Raw genomic sequence first — 17,536 nt, forward strand, 5'->3', positions numbered from 1 at the left:
ACACAATTGAGTGTGCTAAAAAATATACTAAACATTATCAAAGTATTTCAAATATTTTGGAGTAATTATTTGATGCCCAATTTATCTGATAAAGAATTAATAGAACAATTACATAGAACTTGGGTTCAATTCTTAATTAATAGTGAACGAAAAGACTGCGCAGCAATTATGATTGATGCTGAATTGTCATTTGACTATGAATGGGATGAATACTATTCACGTAATTATATTTCAGGATTGCTTATATTCCTTCCGTTTAACTTGATGTTGACAGTCTTAAATAATGAAGAAATTCAAAGCTACCTAAAAAATACTTTTTTATTCATTGCTAATGGCCATGTCTGGAATAATATGCAATCTTTTCCAATTTATTACCGAATAAAATTATTACAAGTAGAAAAAAACTGGCAAAAAACTATTAAATTTCTCATTGCTAAATCAAAAGACTTAAATCAAGGGCTTGTTACTGAGAAAGCTTTTGCTCGGAAAGGTAGAGAGCCGATTATTTATAATGAAATAAAGTTTGCATCACAGTCTGAAATTAGGATTGCACAAGAATTAGAAGCTCAAGGTGTTTTGTTCTTTCCTCTACCTCTAGCTGTAAGACATGAAACAGGTAATATTTATGAAGATCATCGAGAGGTAGACTTTCTAGTTTGTCTAGATGGAACATCTGGAATTTTAGAGATTTCTTTCCATGAAGGTAGGTATGAGAAGGATAAGGAAAAAGATGCTTGGTTTAAAAAATCAGGAATTCTCTGTATTGAACATTACCCTGCTGAAAAGTGCTATCACCAGCCAAAAGTAGTTGTAGAAGAGTTCTTGAGCTTTCTTTCTAAACACAAAAGATAAGTATAAAAGGCTATATCTTAAAACTAATCTCAGGAATCATTAATGAAAATATTGATCTACTGGCAAGTATGAACACTAAACTTATTGAATCTCTAGTTCAAGTAATATTATCCCTCTCTGAAGAAGAACGCTCCCTTTTGGAAGAAAAGCTATTTTTTAATTCTTCCTATCCATCTACACCAGAGATTATGCAAGTTGCACAGAAAAGTAAAGCATTTGAATTTTTACATAATGAACCAAATTTATATACTCTAGAAGATGGAGAACCTGTGTAATGTCTCTACAAAAAGGAGATATAGTCTTGGTTCCATTCCCATTTACAGATTTGACTGGAACAAAATTGCGCCCTGGCTTAATTTTATGGGTTGATAATTCAGGTAATGATATAACTTTATGTTTTATCTCTTCTCAAGATGTCACTAATTTAACATCAGGAGAATTTGTTTTAGACCCATCAGATGCAGAGTTTGCCGGAACTGGATTAAAACTTATTTCTAAAGTTAGAGTAACCAGACTAGTTACGCTTGAACGTAGATTAATTACTAGAAGAATCGGTAAATTAGGAGTAAATCAAATCCAGCAGTTGAATTTACTTATGATTCAAGCGTTTCAATTGATGGAATAGCAATCAAAGAGCTTTGTTTTCATATTGTCGTAGCATTTCCGTAACATTCGATTTAGGAATTGGGCATATTGAAAATTTTGGTGATGACTTTTGCTCGGATGTAGCTCATTGCTCATATCACTGGTTACAGTAGATTCAACAAAATAACCATAGATGTAATATGCAGCTACCTATACCCCCGCACTTTAACTCAGCAAAAGTTGGCGAAGTTTGGCGAGTACCTTACCAAGAACGTGCAGCAGAAGCGGAAGCATGGGCAAAACAACACAACATCCAACCAGCAGCTTTTGATAAAACTCGTATTTGTTTATTACTAATAGATGTCCAGAACACCTTTTGCATCCCAGAATTTGAATTATTTGTGGGTGGTGAATCTGGGACTGGTGCTGTAGATGATAATCGCAGAATATGTGAATTTATTTATCACAACTTGGGTCTAATCACAAAAATTATTCCTACCTTAGATACCCATACCGCCATGCAGATTTTTCATCCTATATTTTGGGTGAATGAGTTAGGCGAACATCCTACACCAGCAGCTACTAGTATTACTCTTACAGATATTGAGAAAGGGATTTGGAAAGTTAACCCAGATGTGGCGAACAGTATTACTCATGGGGATTATGAATTATTAGAAAAACACGCTTATCACTATGTAAAACAACTAAGCCAAGATGGGAAATATCCTTTGACTGTTTGGCCTTACCATTCTATGTTGGGTGGTATTGGTCATGCGTTAGTTTCTGCTGTGGAAGAAGCCATATTTTTTCATGGTATAGCTCGTCACAGTCAAACACAGTTTGAGATTAAGGGTGACAATCCGTTAACAGAAAATTATTCTGTGTTACGTCCAGAAGTCTTAGTTGGTTTTGATAAAAATCCCCTAGCTGATAAGAATCAAAAATTAATTAAGCAGCTTTTAGAATTTGATGCTGTGATTATTGCCGGACAAGCAAAAAGCCATTGCGTTGCTTGGACAATTGATGATTTATTAACAGAAATTCAACAAGTAGATACAGCCCTTGCTAAAAAAGTTTATTTACTAGAAGATGCTTCTTCTCCTGTTGTAGTTCCTGGTGTTGTAGATTATACAGAACAAGCAGATGCCGCATTTGCTAAGTTCCAAGCAGCAGGGATGCAAATTGTTAAATCTACTGAACCTATCGATAAATGGTTACAGTAAACTACTTAAACTAACCAAAAGGTTACCCGACTGTCGGTGATTATGGTTTCAAATAGTCTTTAGGATTTTCTGCCACCCAACCTAGAGATGAACTAGCACGCACTTCAAAATGAAGATGGGGTTGTTTGGCTGTAGGTTGTCCTGTAGTGCCGACGGTGCCGAGTAACTGGCCTTGATTAACCTTTTGCCCAACCTTAACATTGATGCTGCCAAGATGGGCGTAGCGGCTTTGGAGTCCGCCATTGTGGTTGATGATGACCAAATTACCGTAAGTACCCTGCTCCTTAGCAAAGACTACCGTACCTGGTGCGATCGCCTCAACAGGAGTCCCCACTGATGCCAATAAATCCACCCCACTATGGAAAAATACTTCACCCGTATTAGGGTTAATCTGCCAACCGTAAGGTAAGCCTACCTCCACAGCCTGGGGAAAAGGATAGCCAGCTAACTGAGCAGAAGCTCTAGCTGTGGAAGGTCTAGGAGACTGGGTAAAAGAGCCATTAGGCGACCAATTTACCCCTGGAACAAACACAATTCTGGGATTTGCTTGACAGCCATTAATCTCAAATAGAGTATCAGGACGAACTTTATATCTCGTCGCTACCTGCCGCCAAGTTTGACCCTGAGGCACTTCCACAACCACCCCGTTGTAAGGAGGAATTTGTAATTCACTACCCACAGCCGGGGAAGAACCATTATGGAGAGATGGATTCATGCCAATCAGCGTTTCTGGGCTGAGATTATAGCGTTGGGCTATGGTTACTAACGTATCGCCACGAACTACTTTATGGCGCTTGAAGCGAGATAAAGCGGGAATTGGGCAACCCTCTACAGCAGCGTTAACCCTGCTCGCATGGGGGAGTATGGTCGTCAGTCCAATAGTGCTGACTAAACTACAGAGTAAAAGCAGACGGTAGGAAACAGTCATGTTTACAAATTATGAGCGCCTTAACTTTAAATTTTAGTTTGGGGATTGGGGACTGGGGACTGGGGGAAGAGCCAATTACTCATTACTCATACCAATTCAATTAATGATTGCAACACATCATTGGGTGAAGACGCGACACCAGTCGCTACAACGGGGGGAACCCCCGCAACGCGCTGGCTCATAAATCGCGTCTCTACAGATGGTTGATTTGTCCCATTTTTTTGTCAAATTGGTATCATTACCAATTACCCAATCCCCAAAAAAGCAACTCTATGTTAAATTTATCTGTCCAGTTAGGAGTTGCTTGACTACACTTAGAAATTAGCAACTGCATTGCTGTCCTTGAGCGTAGTCATTATGAATTTATCCCTAAAGCAACTGGCCGTTTATCTGTCTCTACTAGTAGTTGGTGGTAGTGCAGGTTTGTTAGGCAGTCGCTATCTCCTCCCACAAAATCGCTCGTTCCAACAACTCAAAAATGTCACAGTCGGTTTGCCTTCGGAATCTGTAGCGTCTAATCCTGTCATAGGTTCTGCGGCAAATAATGGGGGGGATAATGTCAATTTTATTGCTAGTGCTGTGCAGAAAGTTGGCCCGGCTGTAGTGCGAATTAATGCCACCCGTAAAGTTGCCAATCCTATCTCTGATGTTTTAAAGAATCCTCTATTACGTCGATTTTTCGGTGAAGATGAACAGCCAATTCCGCAAGAACGAATTGAGCGGGGTACAGGTTCGGGGTTTATTTTGAGTGAAGATGGGCAACTACTAACTAATGCCCATGTCGTAGCTGATACAGACACCGTACAAGTAACTCTTAAGGATGGTCGGACTTTTGAGGGGAAGGTACTGGGAGTTGACCAGATTACAGATGTAGCTGTTGTCAAAATCCCTGGAAGAAACTTGCCGACAGTGAACTTGGGGAATTCGCAAAACCTCATTCCAGGACAATGGGCGATCGCTATTGGCAATCCTCTCGGTTTAGATAATACTGTCACTATCGGCATTATCAGCGCCACCGACCGCACCAGCGCCCAAGTTGGAGTTCCCGATAAGCGAGTCAGCTTTATTCAAACCGATGCAGCAATCAACCCCGGTAATTCTGGCGGGCCTTTATTAAACGCTCAAGGGGAAGTAATTGGCGTTAACACTGCTATTCGTGCAGATGCTCAAGGTCTTGGCTTTGCCATTCCCATAGAAACAGCTGCCCGTGTCGCTAATGAGCTTTTTACTAAGGGGAGTGTACAACATCCGTTTTTAGGGATTGAAATGACAGACTTGTCCCCTAGCAAAAAACAGCAAATTAATATTGAAAACAAGTTAAATATTCGACAAGACACTGGGGTGGTAATTAAAGGTGTCTTGGATGATTCTCCAGCCAAAGAAGCAGGCTTGCTCCCTGGTGATGTGATTCAAAAAATTAACGGTAAAACAGTGAAAACATCAGCCCAGGTACAAAAATCGGTGGAATCCAGCACAGTTGGAGATATTCTAACCGTCGAAGTTAACCGCAGTGGTGAAATTCTCACCTTAAAGGTTCAGTCGGGAGTTTATCCCAACAGATAGCTAGTGGTCAGTGGTCAGATGTCAGTTGTGATTGCTTTTGCAACTGACTACTAGCTATTAACAAATGACACTTAGCCATTAGACAAATGATCTAACTGCATCCTTTGTTCCATTTGGCGTAAGAAGTATCCAGTCATCATTGCAGATGCTAATAACCCCGCTAGATTTTCTTTGTCTGTGGTAATTTGGACATTGAAATTTTCTGCGGGAAGCATTCCCACTAACCCTTGGACGTTTTGGGAAATAATTTGTTTAATTTCCGGGCTGACGGATTGAGCTACACGGGCTAGAACTTCGGGAGACTGATGTTGTAGATACTTTAGTAACTGATTTGGGTGTTCCCCAAAATGGTCAGAAAGAATTTGGTTGGTGTGTTCTTCGGAGTTGTCGTTTAAGAAGTCAGGATCAAACACCATTGGCAATTTTTTTTAGCTTAGTTGCTAATTCTACTCTAAACCATAGTACAAGAGTAGTGCTTTAGTCGGTTGTCAGTTGTCAGTTGTCGGTTGTCAGTTGTTCGTTGTCGTTCTTCTTTACTTCCCCTGCCTCCCCTGCCCCCTGCTCCCTTCCCTGCCCCCTACCCCCTGCCTCCCCTACTCCCCTGCTCCCACAGCTAAGTCTAGTTCCAACTGCTGTTCTTTCTGGTCGTTGTCAAAGGGTTGGGGAAGTTGCTCTATTTGGAAATATTGATGAAATTTTGGAGTGACTTGGAGCGAATAGGAACGGGACTCATTATCTCGGCGCTTACGCACAAAACCGAGTTCAACTAGTTCTGGTACGTGTTGATATACACCGGAACCGCGTAGCTCAATCAAGTCGCTTTGCAGGATGGGACTATTGAGGGCGATCGCCGCTAATGTCCGCAATGCACCTAGTCCCAATTCTACAGGAATCATTGTCTGCACTAAATCTTGGAAGTCTGAACGTAGTTGTAAACTGTAACCATCTGTAGTTTCTACAACTTCCAAGGCGCTATCTCGGTGGGCGTAGCTGTCCATTAATTCAATGATGCCTTCCTCTACGGTAGCGCGATCGCACGCGGCATACTCGGCAATCTCACTGACCGATAAGGGTTTACCCTTCAGATAAAGAATCGCTTCTATTTTCGTTGCTGTGGCTGTATTCATTTAGTCAAGAGTCATTAGTCAACCCCTTCGGGGAATTCAAAATTCAAAATTCAAAATTCAAAATTACAATCCCCATAAATAAATTTAGCGCGAAGTCAGAGCGGAGCTTTCCTCCGTAGAAGCTTTGCGGCTTGCCGCAGGCATCTGAACTTCGTAAGAGAAGGGCTTGTATCCTTTTTATTTTGGTTTATTAGTCAATGGTCATTAGTGTATGACTGTTGACCTTTGCCTAGTTTTACTCTATCGGTTAATTATGCGTCACAATAAATGTGTGGGATTATACATATTTTTCGATTTTCAGTCAAGATGCTTATCCAAGTTACTCGAAGCAGCAAAACACAAGCCTTTTAGCAGACTAAATTAGGAATTGTCTCGACTGTTAAGAATAAATTCAGCGATCGCTAAATCTTGGGGAGTGGTTACTTTCAAATTTGTTTCCTCACCTTCCACAATTTGCACTTCGATACCGCACTTTTCAAATAAAGCAGCATCGTCAGTCACTTCCCAACCTTGACGAACACCTTCAGCGTGGCACTGTTTCAACAACTCAACGTTAAATCCTTGGGGGGTTTGTGCTGCCCAAAGATTGCGTCTGTCTGGTGTACTTTGAATTATGCCATCTTCATCCGCAACTTTAATCGTATCTTTTACCGGGACAGCCGCAATCAAGCCGGAACAGTGACGAATTGCCTGAGCGCAGGAGTTGAGTAAATTCGGTGTCGCCAGACATCTAGCACCATCATGAATTAAAACTTGCTCTGCGGCTTTTGGTAGCGCCTGTAAGCCGTTGTAAACCGATTCTTGCCTAGTGGAACCTCCTAAGATAAATTCCACTGGTTTAGTCAGCTGTAAGTTAGCCAGAATGGATTTAAAATCTGGCCAGTCAGTGGGTTGGGAAATAATCCCAATCCAACTAATTTCACTGGCTGCTTGTGCAGCTAAAAGAGTCCAAGCAATAATAGGTTGCGATCGCACTTCTAGCAGCAGCTTATTGCGGTCACATCCCATTCTTTTGCCAACACCGGCGGCGGGAATTAGTAAATACACTGTCTTTTAATGCCAAACTAGGTAATGAATACAGGGAAACTTGGCTACCTCCAATTCAAAATTATGAATTGAAAATGACTTAGTTTTGAATTTTGTTGGCGCAGCCTTGCCGTAGGCTATTTTGAATTTTGAATTTTGACTTTCCCGTATTCACCTAAAATAAGGAGCGATAAGCGTCAATAAATATTATGCGAGTAGTAGCCCTTGTACCTGGCGGAATTGGCGATCAAATTCTGTTCTTTCCGACTCTAGACGATCTGAAGCGCTATTACCCAAACGCTCAGTTAGATGTTGTAGTGGAACCCCGGTCAAAGGCTGCCTACCGGGTGAGCAAGTCAGTAAACGACATACTGACCTTCGATTACAAAGACCGTAACAGCCTAGCAGATTGGGGAAATCTCGTAGGCACAATTCGTGATCGTGAGTATGATGTAGCGATCGCTGTTGGACAAAGCTGGTTAGTGGGTTTATTCCTCTGGTTAACAGGAATCCCCACCCGGATCGGCTACCAAGGTAAAGGTGCATCATTTCTGACCAAAACTGTACCCTTCAAACCATCCCAATACGCGGCGGCGGTTTACCACGACTTGCTGCAACCCTTTGGTATCACAACCCCTACTCCAGAGTTAGCGGTAAATGTGCCAAAACCAGATATTGACTGGGCAAATAGCGAACAAAAACGCCTTGGGGTTAGTGAAACAGGTTACGTTTTGATTTATGGTGGCTCTAGCTGGGTATCTCAGCCTCAAGCCTTGGATTCAATTTACCCTGTGGAAAACTGGCAGGAAATCATTCAAGACTTTCGACAAAAGCAGCCAGATTTGCCTATTGTAGTCATACAAGGCCCAGATGATGAGCAATTTGTGCGATCGCTCCGAGATTATTCTTTAGATATCAAGGTGACCTCCCCTGATAACGTCGGTAAACTAACGGCGATGATTGCTGGAGCTAACTTAATGCTGACTACCGATAGTGCGCCACTGCACTTAAGTGTGGCAGTACAAACCTATACTATTGCTCTATTTGGTTCCACAGACCCCGTCAAGTTATTACCCCAAAGCGATAAACTTCTGGGCATTAAATCTCCCACAGGTAGGGTGGCAGATATTTTACCCAAAGCTGTATTAGAAAAAGTTTGGGGAGGTTGATCGGAGGTAGGAGGCAGGGGAGGCAGGGGAGGCAGGGGGAGAACTGACTGCAAGATTTTCGCCCAATCCCAAATCCCCAATCCCCATTACCCCTTATCCCCAGAGGGGGCCCCACCTTCCCCAATCCCCAACTAAAACATCTCAAAAAAAGCATCTTCTAATTCGTAACCCAGCATTTGCGCCATAGACTTAAGACGCGATTGCGAGGGTATTTGTTGTTGTTTTAACCAATCACTTAAAACAAAAATCTTGTGCATCAAAAAGATTTCTAAAGCTTCGGGATTATACTGAATGCCTTCTTTGGCGCTGAACTGGTGCGGTACAAGCATAGCGGTGTAACGCCCCAGTTCACCAGTTTTCCAATCTAGTAAAAATGGCAACCAGGGATACTTGGCATCCAGACGCACAAACCACAGCCTTAATTCGGGAATTTCTGACAATTCGCGGGGATCGCCAGGCTCTAGAGTGTATTCGATAGCAAAACTTAACTGCTGTTCGTGGGAAGCAATATTTCCCTCTTGCAGCAGTTGGTTGATTACCTGATGTGCAGGTGATAAATCGAGAGTATTAACAGTGTCTGTATTGAGGGCGATCGTAATTGTCATGGACTCATCAGCTACTTTTTTAAGCTCAGTAGTATGCTTGAGAATCCACAGTACCAGCTTTCTGGTGTCGGCGCTATATTTTTTGACTGCGGAGCCAGTAAAGCCTGAAAATTGAGAAGTATTAAGTGTTGAGTTGAGTCCTGGGCAAGATGTTCTGCTTCCTGCTTCCTAGCAGAACTGTGTAACATCTTCACCACATTCGTCTGCTAAGTACATCAAGGCTTTAAAGCGAATTTCTATTAGCTGTTTGTAAAAAGGATTGAGTTTACATAGAGGCGGGATGTGAACTAAGGTGCGATCGCCCCATTTAAGTTCTCGTTCAAATGGACAACTGGCAGGAATAATTGTACACAGCCATCGTGCTAATCGGTGATTTTCGATTTTTAAAGATTCCAGCCATTGACGGATTGGTTGTAGTAGCAGATTTACAACAAAGACGAAGCTGAATGTGATACTAGACATCATGTTGTGAGTAAATGAATTTGTTGGGGAGTTAAAAGGATTTTTTCTAGCAAGAGACGGTCAGTTTTGACAGTATCTTTCATAATTGTTGCTTTGGCATTTTCAGTCAGTAATATTTTGCCATCAGCAGTAAAACTAAATTCTCCACCAGGCATAAAACCCTTTTGAACTAGTTTTTTTAAAGCAAATCTAGTTACTGATTCTAGTAATTGCTTGTAAGGTTTCCAATCAGCTAAATGATCTAAAATCCAGTGAAATGTTTCCGAATGAGATACTGATAATTCTAATATCGCTGCTGTGAGACATGATTCTATATAGTCCGGAGCTAAATGCCGTTCTAATTCAGTTACCCAAGTTTCAATTAGTTTCTTATCCTGAAACCTTAAGATATAAGTTGCTCTATCTAGATGAAATTGAAATAATTCTAAGTCTTTCATTTTTTTAGATAGTAATAAAAACGATTAGTTAAATTATTTTGTCAGTGGTGAATAATTGTTTGTATTTAATGTTAAAAAAGAATGTGACAAATGAACCATTTGTAGAGACGCGATTTATGAGCCAGCGCGTTGCGGGGGTTCCCCCCGTTGTAGCGACTGGTGTCGCGTCTTCACCCCAGGACGTGTTGCAATCATCAATTGAATTGGTATAAGTAATAGGTATTTATTTCTTACCCTCTTAGTAAAATTACTGTTAGACTGTTACCTTCCTAGTTGCTTCTAACTTTAAACATGAAAAATGCAGAACTTGTGGAGATACGTCTAAAGTTAGATATTTTTTTAATTTACCAATTTAAGGCTGCGGCAACTTGAGCAGGCAATTTCATTACCTTGAAGGGCTTGGTAATAATAGCTTGTACTCCTAGTTCGGCAAATCCTCTCTGTTCGGCGGTTTGGGTCTTTGCTGTCAGCAAAATTACAGGAATCGACTGAGTGACTGGATTAGCTTGTAGGGCTTGAAAAGTGGCAATTCCGTCTATGTCGGGCATCATCACATCTAGAAGAATTACGTCGGGTTGTTCAGCCGCCGCTTTAGCCACTCCCTCACTACCAGAAGCAGCCGTTGAAACTTGCCAACCGCCCACAGCTTTAAAAGCAAGTTCAGCTACTGCTCGGATATCATATTCATCATCAATGATGAGAATGCGTTTCGTCGCCATCTGATTCAAGACTCATAATTCAGCACTGTCTTTAGCCTAATTGCAAATTATTCTGTTGAGTAAGGTAATGACACGCTGCTCAAATTCTTGGGGGTTAATGCGTCCTTTAGTGAGAAATAATGTTTCCCCTAATTTTAATCTTTGGCGATCGCTCTCATCTAAATCGCGGGCTGTGTAAACTACTAAAGGTACATGATACAAATGCTGATGCTGCCGCAACCAGTCCACCACGGCAAAACCATCCCATTCGGGTAATCCCAAATCTAGTACCAACAAGTCGGGAATGATATTTTGACTAATTTGAATGGCTTCCCGTCCTTTTTGGGCATAGAAGGTAGAAATGCCGTGACGATTGAACATAGCAATCAATACTTGTGCTAAATCTGGGTCATCTTCCACAACTAGTACTTTGATGGCTTGTTGCTTGGTGGTAGCTTTTTCTAAAGCTCGGCATAACAACTTCACATCGGGAGGTTTGATAATCCAATCACTAACATCGTGGGAAAGTTCTTTATTATGGTCAGGTGTTACACCACTAAGAATAATTACGGGAACGTTTTGAGTTTCTGGCTGCTGTTTGAGCAGTGCTAATGTTTCCCAACCATCTATATCTGGCATCATGAGATTGAGAATAATTGCATCAGGTTGGTTGAATTTCGCCTTTTCTACAGCTTCTTTTCCTGATGCCACGGTCATGACTTGATAACCTTGCTTTTCGAGGATGACTTGCATAACAGCTCGCACGGAAAAATCATCATCGCAATGGAGTATCAGAGGAGAGGTTGAGTTTTTGGGGTGCTGAGGTGTGGTGTGGGGGCGATGTAGAAACTCTTCTTCTTGATTCTGCTCTTCTGGAAAAATTGGCAAGGTAAAAAAGAAGGTGCTACCCTCGCCCAAGGTGCTTTCAGCCCAGATTCGTCCTCCATGATGCTGCAAAATGCTGCGACAGATAGCCAAGCCCAAACCTGTGCCACCTTTTTGACGGGAGTCGGAGGCATCAACTTGCCCAAAACGCTCAAAGATAGATTCCAATTTATCAGCCGGAATACCCCGACCTTGGTCTTTGACTTCAAACAGGATCACAGGGTTAGGGAATTTTTCTAGCTCACTTTTTTCGGGAATTTTAGCAGTCACCCAAACTGTAGCCCCAGCAGGGGAGAATTTAATGGCATTGCTGATGAGGTTGGTAAATACTTGGATGATGCGATCGGGATCTGCCCAAAGGTGAGCTGATAAAGGTGACATTGCTAATTGTATTCCCCCTTGCTCTGCTAATTCCTCCATCACTTCTACTGATTGGGTCATTAAGTCGGCAGCATTGCAAGCTTGGGGAGTAATTTGGATTTTTCCCGACTCAATGCGTTCAATATCTAGGATGTCATTGATCAGACGCACCAATCTATCAGTATTATTAGCGGCAATGTTGAGCATCCGTTGGGCATCTTCAGAACCTGCCGGCACGACTTTGCTAGCTAATAAGTCTAAAGCGCCAGAAATGGAAGTTAAAGGGGTGCGTAATTCGTGACTGACGACAGAGACAAATTCATCTTTGAGGCGTTCGACTTCACGGCGATCACTAATATCCTTCATAAAGCAATAATGGCCGATACATTCCTGCTGTTGGTTATAGGCTTTCACCATTACTACTTGTTTATAAAAAGCTGAACCATCTTTACGCATGGCTCTAGCTTCCATTTCTACCTTGCCATTTTTCAGCATTTGGCGATAGGCAGCCATCATTTTTTCTTGGTCATCTGGATGAACAGTTGATGTCCACTCCATGCCAATCATCTCTTCTGGTGTGTAGCCAGTTATCTGGGCGTAGGCTGGATTTACTTTAATGTAATGTCCCTGAGTATCTAACTGAGAGATACCTTCCACAGCGCTTTCCAAGGCTTGGCTGAGGTGAAGCAGTTCTTCTTCGGCTCGTTTGCGATCGTTAATGTCCGTCATTGTGCCGATGTATCCTGTCACCTCTCCATCACTTCCTCTTTCGGGGATTGCTTGGGAGATTACCCAGTTAATGACGTTATTGGGATGGCGAAAACGATACTCTGCTTTAAACGGTAAATTTTGCTTTATGGCTTGATTCCATTCCCTCACAATACGCAGGCGATCGTCTGGATGCAGGGATTGTACCCAGCCTTCACCCAAGATGTCTTCGAGGGGTGAACCAATTAAATTGCAAGCTCTTTCATTAGCAAAAATGCACCGCCCAGAAGCATCATTACGAAAAATGCCTACTGGTGCGGTTTGTGCCAGGGTGGCATAACGATATTCACTTTCTCGTAAAGCTGCTTCTGCCAATTTGCGAGCAGTAATATCACTACCAATACCCAGAAAACCGGTAATATTTTCTTCTGCATCATACAAAGGTGTAACAGATAGCAGCACTGGGAAACGCGAACCATCTTTACGAATGTAAGTCCATTCCCGTTCTTCCACCTGTCCCAGTCGTGCTTTAGCCACAAAAACCTCAAATCCAGGTTCAATGGTTACCCCTAACTCTTGAGATAGTTCTTGTGCCACTTTCACGACTTCATTTTTATCGTGGACAATTTCTGGGGTTGTTTTACCAATCACTTCTTCGGCGGTATATCCCAGCCATCGTTGTGCAGCCGCATTAAATGTCAGAATTATGCCGTCTGGTGTGGTGGAAATAATTGTGTAATTGGCACTGTTTAAAATTGCCTGTTGCAATTTTTGATTTGTTGCTTCTAACTGTACGTTGCTAGGAAATTTCCCAGCTTTTGCAATTAGTTTTACACAGACAAAGGCTGTGTACAGAAAAATAATGGCTGTAATCGTTATAAAAAATGTATATAGTAATTCGGACATATAGGAATAGTATTTAAGTTCTGAAATATACGTAGGGGAGCCACTGCGTTGGTGAAGCAGTACGGTCTTGGGGTTTCCCCAAGTGGAGTAACTGCTGAAAGGGTTTCCCGGCAGTCACGCAAGTGGCATTGGGCAATGCCCACCCTACAGATACTCCCTGCCTAATTCAACTACTCAACACTCGATCTCTTCCACTCGTCTTAGCTTGGTTAAGAACTATGTCAGCTGCTTGATATAGGGCTTCAAGTGTGTCGCCATCTTGGGGATATTCCACCACTGCGGCGCTAAAGGTGGCGTGAAATGATTGATTGCTAGTAGTAATAAATTCAATTTGGCGGAAAGTTTTCAGTAACTCCCCTAACCGCCTTACCCCTTCACCTTTGGTTATTCCTGCCATTCCTAAGATAAACTCCGTCCCTCCCCAGCGCCCGACTACATCTTGACTATGGAACATTTGCCTTAATAATTCGCCCAGTTGAGATAAGATGCGATCGCCTACTTCATGACCATAGTTATAATTAATCTGCTTCAGTCCATCCAGTTCTACAACAGCGAAACTCATGGTCTGCTGGTGAGTATGACACCACTGAAGATAATGGTTTAATTCCTGGGTGGATTTACGGCGATTAGCTACCAATGTCAGCGTATCTATTTCTGCTAAATTCTGTAACCAGCGATTGTGTTCTAGACGGTTGAGTATCCGCCCTATGAGTTCGGGTTCGACAATGGGTTTACTAATATAATCGTCAGCACCTGCGATAAAAATTTGCTGTCTAGTTAGGGTATCGTGACGATTGGTAAGAAAAAGAATTGGTAAACCAGCCCATTGGGGTTCTTGTCTGGCAATTTGGCATAATTCTATACCACTAGTACTAGGCATTTCCATCTTTAAAATCAGCAGTTCTGGTTCAGCCAGTGCCATCGCTTCCAAAAATCCCTGGGAATGGGCGAGGGTATAGACTTTAATCCCCCAAGCACTGAGTAAAGTTTGGAGTGCGGTTAATATTTGCGGATCATCGTCTACAATCATCACTCTGGCTTGTGTTAGTTGCCCAGGGGCGATCGCCTCTGAACTCTGACTCCTGCTCTCCCTGACTAATTCCTGGTCTTTGTCAATCACTAGCACCAGGGGGCGATCATCCGCTTTTGCATCCACTACTGATGGTTCTGTTTTATACCCAGATTTTAAATTTTCTAATTCTTGGTGCAATGCCTCAACCACTTGCCCCAAATGCTTCCTACCAGACGCTTTTAGCTTTTTACCATTATCTAATAAAGATTCTATTTCTTGAGCTATCTGGGAACCTTCATCAGAGCCGAACATCCCCAAAGAACCAGCTAATTTGTGAGCTTCCACCTTGGCCTTTGACAGTATTTCCTCACTGACTTTGTTTTGTAGCAGTTTATGAGAAGCTTGTTCAATTACAGCTACTCGCGCTTCTATTTTCTCTACTACATCTTTCCATACTTGTCTTACCTCATTCTCGACCGGATTGGCGATCGCATCGGCAACTTTTTCAAGATTTAATTCTTCTTCTCTTCCTGACTGCACAGGTTTGAGCCGATACCCAATCCCATAAACCGTATCAATAGGATCTTCAACTACTCCGGCTGCTTTCAGCTTTTGCCTCAATCCTTTGATATGGGATCTGACTGTATCTTCTGTGGGTGGTTCTTCAAATGACCACAATTGGTCTATTAAAGCGCTACAACTAAAAATGCGGTGACTGTTGCGGAGAAACAGTTCTAACAAACCGTATTCTTTGGGAGTTAAATGTAAGAGTTTTCCATCACAGGCAACTTCACAAGTACTCGGATCAAGCCGGAGGTTATTCCACTCCAGCAGAGGCGGTAAAGCTGAACCACCCCGACGTAATAAAGCCCGAATTCTAGCTAATAACTCTTGAAAATCAAAAGGTTTTGCCACATAGTCATCTGCTCCAGCATCCAAGCCAGCAACCTTTGTAATGCTTGTATCTTGAGAAGTTAACAAAAGAACCGGTGTTTGATTACCACTAGCCCGTAACTGCCGACAGAAACTAATGCCATCGAGCTTAGGCAAGATTAAATCTAACAGAATCAAGTCATAAGTATATAACTCCGCAAAATTCCAGCCTTCTTCTCCATCTTTGGCGAAATCAACAGTATAGTGCTGACTTGTTAGCGACTTAACAAGTAATTCGCCAATCAGTTCGTCATCTTCTACTAGTAAAATTCTCATAGCGGTAAATCACCGCAATCACAACTTATTATTAACTGCAAAAAATAAATAATTGGATACAAAATCTGTTTAAAAAATCACACTCTAAGGCTAACTTATATCAAAGCAGCAATTTTGCTTATCTTCGTAAATGTAAACATTTAATTTATGATTACCGTGTTCCTAAGAGGTTGTTTGAAAAATATTATTTTCAACATCAAAATCTTAAGAACCTAACCCCCCTTAGCCTACCTTCCCTGCGTTCGCGCAGCGTGTCGTTCGCGTTAGCGTTGCGTAGCAAAGGGAATGGGGTTTTCAAAGCTTCTCTCCGTTCCGGGGAGAGGTACTCTACGAGAAGCGCTCCGCACTATGAAGAGAAGTCTTTAGTATCCTTCACGACTTTTCAAACATTCTCTAAGTATATTTGGCGTTGCATAAATGCGGGATGAATTGAGACTTTTATACACAGCAAAATATTGATTCTTTGCGCATTTGCGCCTACTCTGCGAGAACGCCTGGCGGCGAATGCGTGAGATAAAAATCATCCCCTCAATCAGCAACGCCGTATATTTTAGTTGTGATGAATAAGCTATTTACACCTCCATAGCCTTGTCCAAACACGTTATCTTTCGTCTTCATGGGTAACTCTCAAATAATACGGAACATTGTTGTTGCCAAAAATATAACCTTTTTATTATTAATTAGTCTCAACAACTTAATTAATAATAAAAAGGCTGCTAGACAACGGTTACTCGCTTAATTTCCCTGGTTTTGTTCCTGCAAATCTTCATTTACCGGAGTTTCGCCTGTCAAGTAAAGATGAGTTGCAGTTTCATCATCTAGAGGAAAGAAAGATTTCTCTAACTCCAGTCGCTGTTCAACATTACGCAAGAAATACCCATCTACCATTGCAGCACCTAAAAGCTGACTCAACTCTTCGCGGCTGGTAGTAATATTTGTGTTAAATTGCTCATGAGGTAAATTACCCAAAGTCGCCACAACAGCACGCTGAATCAATTGCAGAACTTCTCTTGAACCAGGTCTAGATAACTGGGTAACAGTTTGAGGACTCATTGATTGTACATATTCCCACAGCCCATTATTGTTTAGTGCTTCACTAGCTAAATTATCTGGATTACGATGGGAATTTTCATTCATGGTCACTATCTCAAATGTTGCTCAACTATCAACTAATTTAGCAATTTAGTTCTTAGCTCCTAGTTCGCATAACCGAACTTTTAGAGACAGGTTATCCTCCTATATAAAAAGAAAATAATTACAGATGAGTAAGATATTCTCTCCCAACTCCTGTTTCTTCACCTAATCTCTGGCTATAACGATATCGTTAGATTTAATCACAGCATAAGCTTCTGTACCCTCAGTTAGTTCTAGCTCCTCGGCTGACATCCTCGTGATAATCGAGGTTAGCTCAACTCGATGAACGATTTCTAATGTCACTTCGCTGTTAACAGAACCAACGACAATTTTTTTGATGACTCCTTTGAGAATATTACGGGAACTAACCTTAAAAGGTCTTTTGATACTAATAACTTCCAACTCGGATATTTCATTCGCCTCTGGTTCTATTTTAAGTGCCTGTTTGGTTGGTATTGATTTAGCTGTCGGAGCAGGCTGATTAAGTCCGCGCACAAGTTCCCGCAAAATCTCAGTTTTGGTGCGCTGAGACTGCTGACAAAACTCTTCGAGAATCTTGCGCTCCTCTTCCGATGTTTGAAAAGTGATCCATCCTTGTTCTTTTCTTGGCATAATGTTACCAATTAGGTTGGTACATATCGAAATTA

General features: G+C 41.8%; 18 protein-coding genes. 6 read left to right on the forward strand and 12 right to left on the reverse strand.

Annotated elements, in window-relative coordinates; all coding sequences use genetic code 11:
- The first annotated feature begins 72 nt into the window (after positions 1–72).
- From GSQ19_RS17390 to GSQ19_RS17405, 4 genes are all read left to right on the forward strand, one after another.
- The gene (locus tag GSQ19_RS17390) at positions 73–852 is read left to right on the forward strand and encodes a hypothetical protein (RefSeq protein ID WP_011319190.1); all 780 of its coding nucleotides are present in this window, start codon (positions 73–75) and stop codon (positions 850–852) included.
- Positions 853–920: 68 nt separating this feature from the next.
- Positions 921–1,127, forward strand: a complete 207-nt coding sequence (locus GSQ19_RS17395) for a hypothetical protein (protein WP_041456211.1) — start codon at positions 921–923, stop codon at positions 1,125–1,127.
- Positions 1,127–1,477 (forward strand): type II toxin-antitoxin system PemK/MazF family toxin, encoded by a 351-nt coding sequence (locus GSQ19_RS17400; protein WP_011319191.1) that lies wholly within the window; start codon positions 1,127–1,129, stop codon positions 1,475–1,477. The genes GSQ19_RS17395 and GSQ19_RS17400 overlap by 1 nt, the downstream gene beginning before the upstream one ends.
- Before the next feature lie 160 nt (positions 1,478–1,637).
- Entirely contained in the window at positions 1,638–2,660 is a 1,023-nt protein-coding gene (locus GSQ19_RS17405) for a cysteine hydrolase family protein (RefSeq protein WP_011319192.1), read from the forward strand.
- Between the two features lie 40 nt (positions 2,661–2,700).
- Here GSQ19_RS17405 and GSQ19_RS17410 read toward each other — a convergent pair whose 3' ends face one another.
- Positions 2,701–3,588, reverse strand: coding sequence for a LysM peptidoglycan-binding domain-containing M23 family metallopeptidase (locus GSQ19_RS17410; RefSeq protein ID WP_011319193.1), 888 nt, complete (start codon positions 3,586–3,588; stop codon positions 2,701–2,703).
- 357 nt (positions 3,589–3,945) lie between these two features.
- Here GSQ19_RS17410 and GSQ19_RS17415 point away from each other — a divergent pair, with 357 nt between their 5' ends.
- The gene (locus GSQ19_RS17415) at positions 3,946–5,151 is read left to right on the forward strand and encodes an HhoA/HhoB/HtrA family serine endopeptidase (protein WP_011319194.1); all 1,206 of its coding nucleotides are present in this window, start codon (positions 3,946–3,948) and stop codon (positions 5,149–5,151) included.
- A gap of 71 nt (positions 5,152–5,222) precedes the next feature.
- Here GSQ19_RS17415 and GSQ19_RS17420 read toward each other — a convergent pair whose 3' ends face one another.
- The 3 genes from GSQ19_RS17420 to ispD all read right to left on the reverse strand — a co-directional run bounded on the left by GSQ19_RS17420 (position 5,223) and on the right by ispD (position 7,325).
- Positions 5,223–5,567: a DUF760 domain-containing protein gene (locus GSQ19_RS17420; protein WP_010999289.1), complete on the reverse strand. Its 345-nt coding sequence runs from the start codon at positions 5,565–5,567 to the stop codon at positions 5,223–5,225.
- Positions 5,568–5,744: 177 nt separating this feature from the next.
- Positions 5,745–6,278, reverse strand: a complete 534-nt coding sequence (scpB, locus tag GSQ19_RS17425) for an SMC-Scp complex subunit ScpB (RefSeq protein ID WP_011319195.1) — start codon at positions 6,276–6,278, stop codon at positions 5,745–5,747.
- Positions 6,279–6,638: 360 nt separating this feature from the next.
- On the reverse strand, positions 6,639–7,325 hold the full coding sequence (gene ispD / locus GSQ19_RS17430; RefSeq protein WP_011319196.1) for a 2-C-methyl-D-erythritol 4-phosphate cytidylyltransferase: 687 nt from the start codon (positions 7,323–7,325) through the stop codon (positions 6,639–6,641).
- A gap of 188 nt (positions 7,326–7,513) precedes the next feature.
- On the opposite strand from ispD, the gene GSQ19_RS17435 reads away from it, so the two are divergent.
- Positions 7,514–8,473 (forward strand): glycosyltransferase family 9 protein, encoded by a 960-nt coding sequence (locus GSQ19_RS17435; RefSeq protein ID WP_011319197.1) that lies wholly within the window; start codon positions 7,514–7,516, stop codon positions 8,471–8,473.
- 131 nt (positions 8,474–8,604) lie between these two features.
- Here GSQ19_RS17435 and GSQ19_RS17440 read toward each other — a convergent pair whose 3' ends face one another.
- The 8 genes from GSQ19_RS17440 to GSQ19_RS17475 all read right to left on the reverse strand — a co-directional run bounded on the left by GSQ19_RS17440 (position 8,605) and on the right by GSQ19_RS17475 (position 17,501).
- A complete protein-coding gene (locus GSQ19_RS17440) occupies positions 8,605–9,078 on the reverse strand; it encodes a CRR6 family NdhI maturation factor (RefSeq protein ID WP_011319198.1) in 474 nt (157 codons plus the stop codon).
- 168 nt (positions 9,079–9,246) lie between these two features.
- A complete protein-coding gene (locus GSQ19_RS17445) occupies positions 9,247–9,543 on the reverse strand; it encodes a Mo-dependent nitrogenase C-terminal domain-containing protein (protein WP_011319199.1) in 297 nt (98 codons plus the stop codon).
- Positions 9,540–9,977 carry a hypothetical protein gene (locus GSQ19_RS17450; protein WP_011319200.1) on the reverse strand — a complete coding sequence of 146 codons (438 nt, stop codon included), beginning with the start codon at positions 9,975–9,977 and terminating at the stop codon, positions 9,540–9,542. Before GSQ19_RS17450 ends, GSQ19_RS17445 begins: the two co-directional genes overlap by 4 nt.
- A 344-nt stretch (positions 9,978–10,321) precedes the next feature.
- Positions 10,322–10,696, reverse strand: coding sequence for a response regulator (locus tag GSQ19_RS17455; protein ID WP_011319201.1), 375 nt, complete (start codon positions 10,694–10,696; stop codon positions 10,322–10,324).
- A gap of 36 nt (positions 10,697–10,732) precedes the next feature.
- A complete protein-coding gene (locus tag GSQ19_RS17460) occupies positions 10,733–13,534 on the reverse strand; it encodes a PAS domain S-box protein (RefSeq protein WP_011319202.1) in 2,802 nt (933 codons plus the stop codon).
- Positions 13,535–13,700: 166 nt separating this feature from the next.
- Positions 13,701–15,755, reverse strand: coding sequence for a response regulator (locus GSQ19_RS17465; RefSeq protein ID WP_011319203.1), 2,055 nt, complete (start codon positions 15,753–15,755; stop codon positions 13,701–13,703).
- Between the two features lie 735 nt (positions 15,756–16,490).
- A complete protein-coding gene (locus tag GSQ19_RS17470) occupies positions 16,491–16,892 on the reverse strand; it encodes a DUF760 domain-containing protein (RefSeq protein ID WP_011319204.1) in 402 nt (133 codons plus the stop codon).
- A 162-nt stretch (positions 16,893–17,054) separates the two neighbouring features.
- Complete coding sequence (locus GSQ19_RS17475) at positions 17,055–17,501, reverse strand: TOBE domain-containing protein (protein ID WP_011319205.1); 447 nt, start codon at positions 17,499–17,501, stop codon at positions 17,055–17,057.
- Positions 17,502–17,536 lie beyond the last annotated feature (35 nt).

Origin of the sequence: Trichormus variabilis 0441, assembly GCF_009856605.1 — a bacterium.
GTDB lineage: Bacteria > Cyanobacteriota > Cyanobacteriia > Cyanobacteriales > Nostocaceae > Trichormus > Trichormus variabilis.